At 68.8% G+C, this 13891-nt stretch carries 9 protein-coding genes and 1 CRISPR repeat array (1 of these 10 running past the window's edge); all 9 genes read right to left on the minus strand.

Annotated elements, in window-relative coordinates; all coding sequences use genetic code 11:
* Window positions 1-2265: direct repeats of the CRISPR family, unit length 28 nt; unit sequence CTGCTCCCCGCGCACGCGGGGGTGATCC (it extends 455 nt beyond the left edge of the window).
* 272 nt (window positions 2266-2537) lie between these two features.
* The 9 genes from cas2e to O7607_RS00640 are packed head-to-tail and all read right to left on the minus strand — an operon-like array spanning window position 2538 to window position 13688.
* Entirely contained in the window at window positions 2538-2927 is a 390-nt protein-coding gene (gene cas2e / locus O7607_RS00600) for a type I-E CRISPR-associated endoribonuclease Cas2e (protein ID WP_269696653.1), read from the minus strand.
* On the minus strand, window positions 2927-3880 hold the full coding sequence (cas1e, locus tag O7607_RS00605) for a type I-E CRISPR-associated endonuclease Cas1e (RefSeq protein ID WP_269700277.1): 954 nt from the start codon (window positions 3878-3880) through the stop codon (window positions 2927-2929). The genes cas2e and cas1e overlap by 1 nt, the downstream gene beginning before the upstream one ends.
* A 12-nt stretch (window positions 3881-3892) precedes the next feature.
* Complete coding sequence (gene cas6e, locus O7607_RS00610; RefSeq protein WP_269700278.1) at window positions 3893-4558, minus strand: type I-E CRISPR-associated protein Cas6/Cse3/CasE; 666 nt, start codon at window positions 4556-4558, stop codon at window positions 3893-3895.
* A gap of 2 nt (window positions 4559-4560) precedes the next feature.
* Window positions 4561-5262: a type I-E CRISPR-associated protein Cas5/CasD gene (gene cas5e, locus O7607_RS00615; RefSeq protein ID WP_269700279.1), complete on the minus strand. Its 702-nt coding sequence runs from the start codon at window positions 5260-5262 to the stop codon at window positions 4561-4563.
* The gene (gene cas7e / locus O7607_RS00620) at window positions 5259-6383 is read right to left on the minus strand and encodes a type I-E CRISPR-associated protein Cas7/Cse4/CasC (protein ID WP_269700280.1); all 1125 of its coding nucleotides are present in this window, start codon (window positions 6381-6383) and stop codon (window positions 5259-5261) included. The genes cas5e and cas7e overlap by 4 nt, the downstream gene beginning before the upstream one ends.
* A complete protein-coding gene (casB, locus tag O7607_RS00625) occupies window positions 6380-7051 on the minus strand; it encodes a type I-E CRISPR-associated protein Cse2/CasB (protein ID WP_269700281.1) in 672 nt (223 codons plus the stop codon). Before casB ends, cas7e begins: the two co-directional genes overlap by 4 nt.
* Window positions 7048-8709: a type I-E CRISPR-associated protein Cse1/CasA gene (gene casA, locus O7607_RS00630; RefSeq protein WP_269700282.1), complete on the minus strand. Its 1662-nt coding sequence runs from the start codon at window positions 8707-8709 to the stop codon at window positions 7048-7050. The genes casB and casA overlap by 4 nt, the downstream gene beginning before the upstream one ends.
* 33 nt (window positions 8710-8742) lie before the next feature.
* Window positions 8743-11586: a CRISPR-associated helicase Cas3' gene (gene cas3, locus O7607_RS00635; protein ID WP_269700284.1), complete on the minus strand. Its 2844-nt coding sequence runs from the start codon at window positions 11584-11586 to the stop codon at window positions 8743-8745.
* On the minus strand, window positions 11583-13688 hold the full coding sequence (locus O7607_RS00640; protein ID WP_269700285.1) for a UvrD-helicase domain-containing protein: 2106 nt from the start codon (window positions 13686-13688) through the stop codon (window positions 11583-11585). Before O7607_RS00640 ends, cas3 begins: the two co-directional genes overlap by 4 nt.
* Between the last annotated feature and the right edge of the window lie 203 nt (window positions 13689-13891).

Genomic DNA, 13891 nt, shown 5'->3' on the forward strand with positions numbered 1-13891 from the left:
CCGCACCCGCCCCAGCCCCGCCTCCGCCAGGATCTGCTCCCCGCGCACGCGGGGGTGATCCCGGGAGCAACCGATGAGCCACGACACCAAGGGCCTGCTCCCCGCGCACGCGGGGGTGATCCGGGGGCAGAGCGCAAGGCGTGGGAGGGCCGAGCCTGCTCCCCGCGCACGCGGGGGTGATCCCCCGGCGGCGGATGACCCGCCGGCGGCGGCGCCACTGCTCCCCGCGCACGCGGGGGTGATCCCGCCCCACCCCGGGCGCGGTCGGGGTGGGGCGTCTGCTCCCCGCGCACGCGGGGGTGATCCCGAAACGACCCTGGCTGTCGTGGTCTACACGATCTGCTCCCCGCGCACGCGGGGGTGATCCTGCGCCCACATGAGAGCGCGCATCACCGTGAATCTGCTCCCCGCGCACGCGGGGGTGATCCACAGGTTCGTCTTGCCGCGGCCTCGCACACCGACTGCTCCCCGCGCACGCGGGGGTGATCCCGAGGAGCGAAGGGAGGCGACCAGTGCAAGAGCCTGCTCCCCGCGCACGCGGGGGTGATCCGGCGTCGGCGAGGTTCAACAGGGCGGTCATGTTCTGCTCCCCGCGCACGCGGGAGTGATCCGGCCGCGTACCCCGACTGGAAGACCCGCGACAACTGCTCCCCGCGCACGCGGGGGTGATCCCGTTCTTCGGGGTCTTCAGGTACTGATCGGCCACTGCTCCCCGCGCACGCGGGGGTGATCCGCGATCCCGTTCTACGAGCCCGGACGGCGGATCCTGCTCCCCGCGCACGCGGGGGTGATCCCAGGTGCGAGCTGTCGCCGGAGGTGCGCTTCCCCTGCTCCCCGCGCACGCGGGGGTGATCCGAACTGTTGCAGGGCGCGGCCCGCGTTGTTGATCTGCTCCCCGCGCACGCGGGGGTGATCCGCCGTGCCGCTGCTGCGTGAACCCGCCCGTTGCCTGCTCCCCGCGCACGCGGGGGTGATCCCGGACGCGGCACCACCGAGCCCGGCGTGTGCGCCTGCTCCCCGCGCACGCGGGGGTGATCCCAGCGCGTCGTCGATGCGCTCCCACAGGTCGTCCTGCTCCCCGCGCACGCGGGGGTGATCCCGCTCCGCTCACCACCAAGGCCGAAGTTTGGGTCTGCTCCCCGCGCACGCGGGGGTGATCCGGGGGGGGCACACCCGCCGAAGGCAGGCTAACCCCCTGCTCCCCGCGCACGCGGGGGTGATCCCGCCGCGTCGTCGTACATGTTCGACCCGGACAAGTGCTCCCCGCGCACGCGGGGGTGATCCCACGATGGGTGTGCCGCTGACGCTGCGAGGCTTCTGCTCCCCGCGCACGCGGGGGTGATCCGAAGATCCGAACCACGATGGAGCCGGACCGCGACTGCTCCCCGCGCACGCGGGGGTGATCCGCTGCGTGCGTTCCTGCTGTTGACCGTGCCGACCTGCTCCCCGCGCACGCGGGGGTGATCCCGGCAACGGTCCGCTTCGCCGCCCCGTCGGCGTCGCGCCCTGCTCCCCGCGCACGCGGGGGTGATCCGATGACCCTGAGAGGGACGCGGTTCGCCTACATCTGCTCCCCGCGCACGCGGGGGTGATCCCATGCTCGCGCGGTGGTTCGGCTACACCGCCGCCTGCTCCCCGCGCACGCGGGGGTGATCCCCTCCGGCCGGACGGGTACGCCCTGGCGCTCGGCTGCTCCCCGCGCACGCGGGGGTGATCCAACTCGGCGAACCCGCCCGCCTCCACCGCCGCCCTGCTCCCCGCGCACGCGGGGGTGATCCCGGGGTCTCCTGTTCGGTGGGGCGGGTCGCTCTCTGCTCCCCGCGCACGCGGGGGTGATCCTGACCCGATGTGTGCGCCGTGGAATGGCACGGCCTGCTCCCCGCGCACGCGGGGGTGATCCGCCGGGCCCGAAGCCGGGCACGAAGCGGACCCCCTGCTCCCCGCGCACGCGGGGGTGATCCCCGGGCCAGCGGGCCGATGCTGCCGTTGTAGACCTGCTCCCCGCGCACGCAGGGGTGATCCTTGGGCCGCCGGACTGTCCGGATCGGACGGCTTCTGCTCCCCGCGCACGCAGGGGTGATCCCTGGGATCGGGTGTGGAGGCCGCGAACGTGGTCCTGCTCCCCGCGCACGCGGGGGTGATCCAATGGTCGTGGTCTCGAAATACCACGTTCCGGCCTGCTCCCCGCGCAGTGGGGGGTGATCCCCCGCCAACGGCTGACCCGAGCAGTCCCTGTTCTGCTTCCCGTGCATGCGGGGGTGATCCGGAGCCGACAGCCGCGCCGACGAGGAAGCGCTTCTGGTCCCCGCGCACGCTTGGGTAATGGGTGATGCCTCGATCTCCTCCTCGCTGTTGCCGGCCGAGAGCTGTTCCCGCGCACGCGAGGATTATCCGCGGAGTTGGCCGCGTGCGGCGCCTGCCCCATCCCTGGTTCCGGCGTACCCGCGGAGGAATTGCCCATCATTTCGGGACCTGCATCCTGTCCCTACCCGCATCTCGCGCAAGCAGGGGTGATGGTGATTCCTACCGCGGTCTAATCAAGATCCCGACGATTCCGTTTCGTTAGTCGCCGTCGCTGCGCGGCCGCGCCGGCCAAAGCGCCGGCGCTTGGCCGCCTTGCTCCAACCTCCCGCGGCTGCTGGATTGGTCACCGGCACCGCGGGTCGGCGCATAAGTGTGACGCCCTCGGCATCTACTGGCGTCCAGTGATGGTCGTGCGCGACGAACGACAGTCGCTGCTCGCCCCGCACTTGGAACACCATCAGGGCGCGCCCGGCACCCGCCATTTCGGTCACCCGATTCCACAACCTGTTCCGTACGCGGGCGCTGACGTGTCCGACGTACACGCCCGCCGAGAGTTCGAAGAGCCACTGCGTCAGGTGGCCTCGGAGCCCGGCCGGGCACGCAGTGAGAATGATGACCGTCATCAGAAGTCGACCTCACCCGTGTTGGCGTAGTTGCGCCCTGCGGCCAGCTCAACCCCGCTCCCGTCCCACAGGCGGAGATCCTCTCCCTCTTCTTCGACCTCGCCGCCGCCCTGCTGTTGAAGAAGCAGCATGCGGATGTCGCGTACGCATCGCGCGAGGATGGCCCCGTCATGTACTCGGTCGCGTACTGCTCGGCGGGTGTCAGCCCCGATGTCGGTCGAGCCGCCGGCTACGACGTCGAAGGCCACAGGGATCGTGATCTCGGCCTTGTACAGGTCAGCGATGTCATAGACGAAGGCTCGCTCGTGGCCCGTGTGCACGAAGCCTAGACCGGGCGCGGCACCGAGCGCGACGATGACGGCGTGAACGATGCCGTAGAGGCACGCGTGGGCGGCTGACAGTGCCTGATTGATCGGGTCGCCGCTGTCGAAGTCCTCCCGGTCATATTCGCGCTGGCGCCAGGCAACGCCTGTGCGTTCGGCCTGCTCCCTGTACATGCGGCGGACACGTGCGCCCTCTTTGCCTCGCAGTTGCTGCAGGGTCAGGCGCGTGGTGTCTTCGCCCGGGAACCGCATCGCGTACATGGTGCGTGCGACGGCCAACCGCCGGTCTCGATGGCTAACTGCAGCAGCTTGCGCCACAAGCAGCCTGCTGGATGCTGCCAGTGATCGACCGTGAGCGTAGTAACGCACCCCTCGCTCCCCAACCCAGACGGCGGTGGCGCCGTGGTCGGCGAGCAGGGCAATGGCTTGGTGGGTGACGCTGGTACCCGGTCCGAGGAGCAGCACGCCGATCGAGGCCGCGGGTATGTGCACGATCCCTTGGTCGTCGGTAGCGGTAATGGCATTGCTGTCACGGTGAATGACGCTGCGTTCAAGGTAAAGGAAGCTGATCCGGTCCTCGGCTCGCGCCAGGTCGGCGATCTCGGCGGGTGGTACTCCTGGAATCTTCATGGATGCGCCGAATCAGCTGGCAGGGGCCATGGTCAGGAGGCCGCATCCGTACGCCTTGCCGTGCCCAATGCCACCACGCAGCGCGCGGCGGAAAGCCTCCGCGTCGGCGACCTGGAGGATGCCGTCATACGTCACGGTGGCCAGGGTGACGTTGGCCAGGCCTCGCTTGAAGTTCAGCGTCTGGCTGTGGTGCAACCGCAGGTTGGGACGCCCGTCCTGTTGCGTGGCGATGCGGAATCCGCGGTCGGCTGCTCGGCTCAACAGCCAGTTGACCTGATCCTCCTCTCGTAAGCGGCCGAAACGCTGGGTCTCCTTGGAGTCCGCGGTCTTGCGCCCGCTGTGGACCGGGTTGGCGGTGAGCCGGAACGCCCAGTCCTGGCCGGGGCGTAGTGAGTCGAGCAGGCCGCCGTAGTCGCGGGTGACCCACGCGTCGGTCGTCGGCCAGCCGGCCTGCTCGACAAGGTGGGTCAGGTCGGGCCTGCCCGGACTCGTGATGTAGAGGTAGACCGTCGTGGAGACTTGGGCGTCGAGCCGCCACAGGGTGCGGGCGCCATCCCGCTCGTAATCCTCGGGAGCAGCAAACGCGGCGCGGACAGCGGCGTGCATGGCCTGGGGTGATCCGAGCAGCTTGCGTGCGCCGCGTCGAGCGGGGTTGATCTGGAACCGGGTCAGAAACATGGTCAGCCTCCCAGCAGGCTCAGCGGATCGTGCTCGGGGACGGCGGCCCGTTCTGTGAGGTCGTTCCTGACGTCGACGTGTCGGCGAATCACCGACCGCCAGGTGTGCTGGCGGTGAGCAGGGTCGAAGCTGACGGGCTCATCGGGGACGGTCTCGCTTATCGGTTCACCCGCTCGCGCGTCGCGGATGATCTCCAGTCGAACGGTCCGGGCAGCCCGGCGCTGATACCACTGCGAGGCGAGCCAGGGCCACTCCGCCAAAGCGTCGTCGAGGGCCATGTCGTGCACACCGAGACTGATGGGACCGTCCGGTGGGCATGACCGGCGGCCCAGGTAGAGGGGGAAGTGTGGTCGAGCGAGCGCTTCCGCGAGGCCCGTCAGAAGCGCCTGCTCCCCCGCGACCGCAGCGAGGAAAACCGCGTCGGATAGATAGAAGCGGTAGGTCAGTGGAGCGCTTTGCCGGCCATCCAGCGATCGGGCCGTCTGGAAGTCCCGCAGGATCTGCCCGGGCTGGTCGAGGCGTACCCCGAACTCCAGACCCAGCAGCTCGGTGAGCGGCTCCGTGCGGCGGATGCCTTTCGCAGCGGCGAGCAGGCCGAGTACACCGCTCTTGGTCGGGGCGACCTCGGTGCCGCGGCGAGCGAAGCGGCTGGACGAGCCCCACGACTGGAGCGGGCCGGCCAGCCTCATCAGAAGTACGCTCATGCTGGCTGTCCGAGCGCCAGGTCGACCTGCTCCCCTACTCCGGCGACCAACTCGCTGAAGCTGACCGCCTTGCCGAGGTCGGCCAGCACAGCGGTCTGCTCCCCGACCTGGGTGACCCAGCTGGCGACCGGCCGTTCCCCGTAGGCCTGCTCGACGGCGATGGTGTGCTTCGCCAATGCGGCCGCGGCCAGCTCGACCCGACCGGCGGCGTGCGTTTCCCGTACCGGCGTCTCGAAGGCGCCGACGAGGTTGACCGGCTGTGTGTCGCGCATCCGTACGAGGACCGCGTCGGGGAGCGTCCGGTGAGCGAACGTGTTCTGTTTGCCCGTCGGCATGCTACGGGCGAAGGCGACCAGGAATGCCTCCACCGCGGCACGGGTGGCGGCTGCGTCGCCCAACGTCCGATGCAGTGCGTCGACGTCGACGGTCGCGTACCGGTACAGCGTGGAGGAGTTGAACTCGATGGTGCCGATCATGCCGGCACCGGTCTCGGCGGCATCGGCCTTACGGTCGTCGACGGCGGTGAAGTAGTCGAACTCGTTGTCGACGGCGTGGACGCTGATGGCGTGAGAGAGCTGGCACGCCGCGTCGACGTTGATGTCCGTCATGTCGGCGACCATCCGGCCGAACATGGCGATGTCAACGGAGTGGTCGTTCCTGGCCAACTCCTTGAATCGCCCCTTGTCCAGAGGTGTGCCGGCGGCCGAGGCCTCCAGCGCGGCGGAAGCGAGGTTGTCCAGCTGTCGGTGGCTCAGGAAGAGCAGGTAGCTGGACTCGATGTCCTTGATCTCGCCCTTCTTCTTGTCGAGCTTGGCCAGCCCTGCCGCGACGAAGACCTCGGCGGCCAGGGCCGAGGCTGCTTCGTCGGAAAGGTTCGGGTCGAGGGCCTTGATCCGAGCCGCCAGCGACTCACCCACCCGCTTGGTACGTTCACCGAGTTGCGAGCGGTCGAGCAGGTTGGCAAAGGCCAGCCGGATGGCTCGCTTCCATGCCTGGCTGGAGACCCGTGCGCGCCGTACGCCGCCGTAGACGGCGGTCTTCGGCGAGCCGGTGTCGTCACGGTTCAGGTTGCTCGGAGGCACGGTCTGCAGCGCGTAGACGTCGATGATGGTGCGGCTCATGACAGGTTCTCCTCGGAATTGTCGGTTGAGGCGTCAGCGGTGGTGGCGGGCCTGGTGCGGAAGAACTCGCGACCCCAGACGGCCTGGATCCTGGCTTGACCGCCGGGTAGCAGCAGGGTCCGTAGGTCGTCGGCGAGCAGCCCGTAGTCGAGGGGGATCTGGTGTTCTCGCAGCATGGTGATCAGGCTGCGTAGGTGGTAGATGCTCTCGTGGTAGGTGCTGGCGGTACCGAGCGCGGCGAAGCGGCGACGTACGCCTTCGGGACCTCCGGATACGCGTACGAGGTCGGCCAGGCTCCGGCCCAGTCCTCGCCCGTCGACGTGCATCCGCTCCCGGCGTGACTGCTGGTGCAGTGCGTACAGGGTCACCGCGTCGTGCACGGCTTGTTCCGCGTCGGCGGGCTGCGCGTCGTCGTCCGGCCGGCGACCCAGTAGGTGATCCGGCACCTGCAGGTATCGCTCAAGGGTGAAGTCGAAGCCCGGCGGGCGTCCCATACCGCGCCGTAGCCGGGCGAGTGCGCTGACCGCTTCCGGCTGGGTCGCGTCGCGAAACAACCGCGCCTGAAGGGCACCCACCGTTCGGGCGACGTGTTCTCCGAGTTCGGCACGTCGGCGAGTCCAGGACCTGGCCTGCACGCCGGCTGTTGGCTGCTCGTCGACCGCGGTCATACTGCTTCCTCCTGCTTCTGCTGGGGCACCTCGGCCGCCATCGGTAACGCCTTGGCGAGGCCTGCGCGGAACCACGCGTCGGCCTGGGAACTGGAGTAGTGCACGTCTTTGCCGGCGCGGTCTTTGCCGACGCGGCCGATCCATGCCGCCGGTCCAGCTGCGGCAACCAGTTCGCCACCGAGACGGCCGACAGCACGGCGCACCAAGCGTTGCCATGCCGCACGCTCGGTGGCTGGCTCACTATCGGGACCAAGCCCAGCCAGCCAGTTGCGGAAGGCATGGTCCAGCACGGCGTAGGCGCGTTCTGCTGCCCTCTCGGCCTCTCCGCTGTCCTGGTCACGGCTGCCAGCGGCCCGCGCGAGGTTGTCCGCGAGCCGGCGCAGGACGTTGACAGCCGTCTCGGCGTCGGCGGCAGCGTCAATAGCCGTCACGCGCAGCTCCGACTGGTCGACCAGGAGCAGCACGTTCATCGTGAGCGCATCGCTGAACACCTCGTCGATCACTGCCTGCTTTGCACCGTACGAAATGCTCACAGCCCTTGTCCGAACCCGAAAATCAGGCTCGACAACTTCGGTAACGGTCAGCCGGGCCAACCGCTGCAGCACCATCGGCGAAAGCCGCTGAGGCGGCTCGGCGCCAGGCTGTGGCGGAGCCGGCAGCAGCGTCTGCAGCCCGCGCCAGAGCGCCCGACCGTGGTCGTGCGGCCGTGGCAGGTAGACCGGGATTACCTTCTGCTCTCGCTCGCGCGGCGCGCTACGGCCCCATACGCTCATGGGCTCCAAGAGCTGACGATCCTGCCAATCGAGTCGATCTCCGTTGGAGACCATTGCCCCGGTGATGGCGATGGCGTCGCCAAACAGCCGGACTCGTCGGGATTGCCAGGTGTAGAGGCTGAGCAGGCCGAAGGGTCCCCGCGTCGTGTCGGACTCCTCTGCAGAGCTCTGTGGTGCGCGTTCCCACACCGGCGCGTCTCGCTCGTCAGCTCGTTGCCAGGCGGGCGCGACCGGCACCAGATTGAGCAAGAGGGTCTCGAGCAGGGTGGCACCCTCCAGGTAGACACCGCCGAGCCAACCGAGCGAGCCGGCACCGATCGGGTAACCCTTACCACTCTTCACCCGCGCGTCTCCCACCGCGCCGGTCTTGATGCCGGAGGGGTCGTAGGCCTGGCAGTGCACCAGCCAGCGGGCAGCCTCGGCCGGTGTAATCGATGCCATTCCGGCGCCCGCGCGGGTGGTGAGAAACTGCAGGCCGTTGGGCACGTCGGCGATGAGTCGCTCCAGCCCGTACGGGCCGTCATTGGAGGCGCGCAGATCGGCGACCTGGTAGAAGGGCCGTTCCGGGTGCAGAAGATCGAACCGGTCTCGGAACTCTCCGAGGTAGTCACTGATATCCGCGGCCGGTAGCCGCCGGTCGCGCCACAGCGCCAACCAAGCAGCCTCGCCGGAGGGGCCGTCGGTGGCCCTGTGCAAGATCGCCAGCGCCAGCCGTAGGATCGCGAACGTCTGCGTCGGCAGCTCGCAGGCGATCATGCGAACCTCACCGGCCTGGTCGAACATCTCACGCAGTGACAGATCACGGCAGCGGCCCCCGTTGTCCAGTGCCGGGATCCACGCCTCGTCCAAGAGCGAGAAGCCCGCGGGGCTGGGTGGAGCGTTCATCTGTATCCGTCTCCTTGGCTGACAAGCGTGATTTCAGGTGCCGGATCGGACGGCACGCAGACCCTCGTCCGGGCTGTACTGCAGATCGAAGCCAGCCACGGTGGCTCTGCCATCGGTGTCGACGTCAAGCACGAGTTCGCCGGCGAGCCAGTGGTTGTCCTGCCAGGCGCTGACATCGGTGCGTCGTTCCAGGTCTGCGACGACCTCATCGATCACGTCGTTGGCAGTCATCGTGCGAGGCAGCGGCAGGGTGCAGCGAGCGATCAGACGGGGTAACGGCCATCGTGGGACGCTGGCGGTTGGCACGGGTACACCACCTCCGTCGATCCATGGCGGGAGGATTAGTCCCTCCGGGGTCCGTACCAGAAGGAGGACTTCGAGCGACTCGGCGTCACTGTCGCGGACATGCCCCTGAGCCATCCGGTCGTCGGCGCCGGCGACGCCACCGGAGATCCAGTTGAGCAGAGGAATTCCAGGGTCGGCGACGCTGGCCAGCCGGAAGCCGTCAGCCTTGAGCTCCTTGGCGGCGATCTCGTCACGCTGTTTCGCTTCGGCCTCGGCCATCGCGGGCTGCCAGGATGGCGGCCCGACCGGTTGAGGACCGTAGGCAGCTTGGGTGAGAGGGGCGATGTCCGCCGGGAGCCGCAGCCGTAGGCCGTCGAGGTACGGCACGAGCACGGCGGCACTGCGCAGCAGTGCGGCTGGCTGATAGACACGGCGGGAGCCGTTGACCGGCTGCGGCGGCTCGGTGAGCCAGTCGGCTCCGGCGATCCAGCATTCCGGCTTCGTGAGGCGGGTAGGCCGATCGCCGCGCGGATGGCGGTGCAGCCGGCCGATGCGCTGCAGCACCAGGTCGATCGGAGCGAGATCGGTGACGAGGAGATCGAAGTCGATGTCGAGGGACTGTTCGGCGACCTGGCTGGCGACCACGACGTGGCGTCGTGGCCGTTGTGCGCTACCCGGCGGACCGAAGGTGTCACGTAGCCACCGGTCCTTCGCGGCGCGGTCGACGGCCATGAACCGGGAGTGCGCCACCGATACCGGGGTGTCCGGTCCGAGCGCCGCGCGCAGAGCAGCGGCGGTTTCCTGAACCCGCGCGACGGTGTTGCGGACGATCAGGGCGCAGCCGCCGTCGGCCAGACGGTCGCGAAGCAACTCCACCATCGTCGGCAGATCGTCAGCCAGTGGACGGACCGTGATCTCGATGCTGCGTCCGGACTCGGGGCAGCTGACCGCGGTGGCGCCTCGCCCCTCCGTTGAGGTGGTGACGAGGGGATAGCGCAGATCGTTGCGGAGGACCGCGTACCGGTCGATGCGTGGCTTGCCTCGGTCACGCCAGCCGGGCGGCTTCTCGGGCCCGAGCCGCCCCCGGTCATAGGCCGCCATCAGCTCAGCACGACGGTGGGCGGGCAGGGTCGCGGAGAGCACGACGACCGGTGCACCATAGGCGCCGAGCCATTCCAGAGCGCGGTCCAGGAACTGACTCATGAAGACGTCGTAGGCGTGTGCCTCGTCGATGACGACGACCTTGCCTGCCAGTCCGAGGTGTCGCAGCACGAGGTGTTTGCCGCGCAGCGCGGCGAAAAGCAACTGATCGATGGTGCCCACGACGAAGCTGGACAGGAGAGTCCGCTTCGGTCCAGCCAGCCAACTGTGCACGCCGATGGCGGCACCACCGACGTCCTCCGCGATGCCGCTTGGCAGCGATGTGGCGCGGAGTCGGTCGTAGTCCGGGTTGAGCGCCGCCTTGCCGTGGGCCAACCGCACATCACGGTCTCCGCGGTTGGCGTGCGCGTCGGGCAGGCGGCGTAGCCAGGACAGCATCCGGCCGAACATGGCGTCGCTGGTGGCCCGGGTGGGCAGCGCCAGGTAGCAGCCGGAGGCGCCGGTCCGCCTGGCGAGGATCTCGACCGCGGCCAGAGCCGCTTCGGTCTTGCCCTCTCCCATCGCCGCTTCGACGATCATCATCCCGGGCGTGGGCATCGTAGCGGCGAGCTCGGCGACGGTGCGCTGGACAGGGCGCGGGGTCGCGCCAACGGGCAGTTCGAAGCGCGCCTCGAATAGGTCGTCTACCCGCAGGGGCGCCGCGGTGGGAAGCCAGGGTACGGGGAGGTCCAGCAGGTGCCAGCCGCTTTGCAGCCGGTCGGCGTCGGAGCCGTCGAGCAGGTAGGGAAAGAATTCCTCGTTGCTGGCGATCCAGTCGGCGACGATGACGATGCCGGTGAGCGCGGCTTGTGCGGGCTGCGACAGTGGCACCGCGTCCCAGGAGACGATCCGATCGGCTGCCGCGCAGCGCTCGGTCATCCAGGCGAGCAACTCTTCCTGCGTCTGTTCCCACGCTTGGTCTCCGAGCAGGTGCCGACGCATTTGAACGTCGCGGAGACCTTCGTCGGTGGGCGGGACGCCGTGGTGACCACCGACGACGACGGCGTACGGGTGCGGGTCGGTCAAGCCCTGTCGGCCCAGCCAGTCGGCCAGAATGACGTGCCCCGCGGTAGCGTGCGGGGCGTACCTGCGATCGGAACGGATCAGGTCCCGGTCGTAGTCGAGCCCTCGGTCGCGCATCCGCTGCGCCAGAGCGGGTGCCTGGATGGCGAAAGCGGGCGTGGCTTTGCCGATGTCGTGCACGCCGGCGAGCCAGACGGCCAGGGTACGGGCGTCGCGGTCGCCGTCGGGCAGTTCGGCGGCGATACGGCGGCGTACCGCAGGGCTGAGCCAGTGGTCCCACAGCCGGCCCGCCACGTCGGCGGAATCGGCGAGATGCCGCCAGAGCGGGAGCCATCCGACCGGTGATGTGCCCTTGCGGTCGGTCTTTCCCCAGACCGCCCGGGTGGCGTCGCCCAGCTTCGGTCCGTGCGAGTCGGTGCGGAGGTTCATCGTTGCTCCGGCAGGAGTGAGCTGGGATGGCCGCTGTGCGACAGGTAGAGCACGTCGCGGGCCCGGGTCAGCGCAACGAACAGCAGGCACCGCTCGCGCTGCAGGTCCTGCTTGTGGGCGTGCGGGTCTTCAGTCAGCGGCGTCACCGCGTGAGGCGCGGGAAGGGCGCCCTCGTCCAGTCCGACGACTGCCAGGCACTGGAACTCGAGTCCCTTCATGCGATGCATGGTGGCGACCCGGACTCCGTCTGTTCCGCGCTTCTCGTCGGCCACGGGGATGTAGGCCTCCCGTAGCGTCCTGCTGATGAAGGTGACCATCTGTCCGGTACGGGCGGCGACGCCGATCGCGTGGGGTTCGACGCCATGGTCGAGCCAGGTACCCACCTGCTCGATCAGCGCTTCGCGCTCGTCCTCCCGGCTCACGTACGCCTTCACGGTGGGCGCGCCGCCGCGAGTCACGGAGCGGTAGCCGCGCAGCGTGTCGTCCTCGCCGTCGAGGCCGATGGCCGCCTCGCCGTTGAGGACCCGGACCGACAGGTCCAGGATCTCGTGCGTGGTTCGGTAGTTGACGTTGAGCCTGCGAGTCCGGCCTCGGACGTGGATGCCGAGCTGCGCCAGCGACACGTGACTGTCGTAGATCCTTTGGTATGGGTCGGCGAGCAGAAACAGGTCGTTGGGGCCAGGTGCAACGAGGGCACGTAGCAGGCGCCACTGAGCCGGATGAAGGTCCTGCCCCTCGTCCACGACGATGTGTCGATACGGCGTGGGTGACTGGCTGGCCATCACGGCCGCATCGTCGGCGAGTTGTGTGTGGGTGCGCAGCCGCCGCTTGGCCAGTTCGCGTACGACCGACTCGATGGCGGTCCATACCTGCTCCCGCTGCGCCGCGCGGAGCCCTTCCCCACGCCCTCGACGTGGGGCGTCACGGTAGGCCATCATGCTGGTCAGTTGCTGCGCCAGCACCACCTGCTCCCACTCTCGTCGGAGGAAGGCGCCGCTGAACGTGGTCGTCCGGCCGGCCCGGTTGAGGTAAGTGGGGCCGGCTTTCGCCGCCGCTTCCCAAAGACCGTCGAGCACTTCGTTCTCGACAATGTTGATCTTCTTGTCTCCTCGGGTGGCGATCTCGTACGCCAGCCTGTCGACGCTGATCACGTCAATGCGCGCGCGCACAGTGGGGTCTTCGGTCAGACGGTGCAGCTGCCGGCCGAGGGCGTCGGCGAGCGCCCTGGTGAAGGTGGTCAGCAGCACCTTCGTACCGTCGCCGGGCAGGCGTTGCGCGAGGAAGACCGCCCGGTGCAGGCCGGTGACGGTCTTACCCGTGCCGGCGCTGCCGGTGACCAGCGCCGGACCGCTGTAGGCCTCGCGGAAGGCGACGTCGCGCTGGGTGGGGTGCAGAAAGGTGCGCCACACGTCGAACGGATGAGCCAGGATGGCGGCCAACTCCACCGGCCCGGAGACGAACGCGATTCGCTCGGGTGTGCGGCGGGCAGCTGCCAGCAGGTCCTCGGTGTCCACGCCGCTGACGATCCGGTCGGCCAACTCGATCCAGACATCCTGGACAGTCAGTCCGCTGGCAAGACCGCGTAGGACATCGGCCTGCACGTCAGGAAGCCGCCCGGCCAGGCTCTCGAGTTGCCGGTCGGTGGTGATGAGCCGCAGCAGCGGGATGAGGTCTTCGTCCACGCCGAGTCGTGTCAGGTCCGCGATCGAGACGTCGACGAATAGGCCCTTGCAGGGGTCTTCGTGCGAGGTCGTGCGGGCGAACTCCTCGATGCCCGCCTGATCGCGCATCTCCAGGACGCCGATCGCCTGGTTGACGGTGAAGCGTCGGCTCACGGCGAAGGCGATCGCGTCATCGTGCGGCAGGACGTTCAGCAGCGCGTAGCGTTGCGCGCCGAGAGCGACCACGACTCCGCGATAGAACTGATCGATGCGGATCGTACGGATGTTTGGGTCTCGTGCCCCGGTGAGCTTCTCCAGGTGCATGCCGGCGTGGGTGTGCTGCGCGAACTTTCCGATGGCTGCGTCGACGGCGCGCTGCACGCGGCGATCGAGTTTGGCGTACGCGGGGAGAAAACCCCTGTCGATGGCCAACTCAGCCATATCGTTTTCTCCCCCGGCATGGATCGGCGAACAGAATTCAGTGCATCACTGCAGCCGCCCGTGACCTGAGCAGGCGACCGCGGCCCGCCGGGAGAGACATCCATCCGGCTCACACTCGTCGCCAGTAGAGCACTTGTGAAGTACGTTTGCAAGCATCTGTCTTGTAGCCGACGCTCACGGTGATGTCGCTAGTCCGCTGGAGT

Origin of the sequence: Micromonospora sp. WMMA1949, assembly GCF_027460145.1 — a bacterium.
Taxonomy (GTDB): Bacteria; Actinomycetota; Actinomycetes; order Mycobacteriales; family Micromonosporaceae; genus Micromonospora.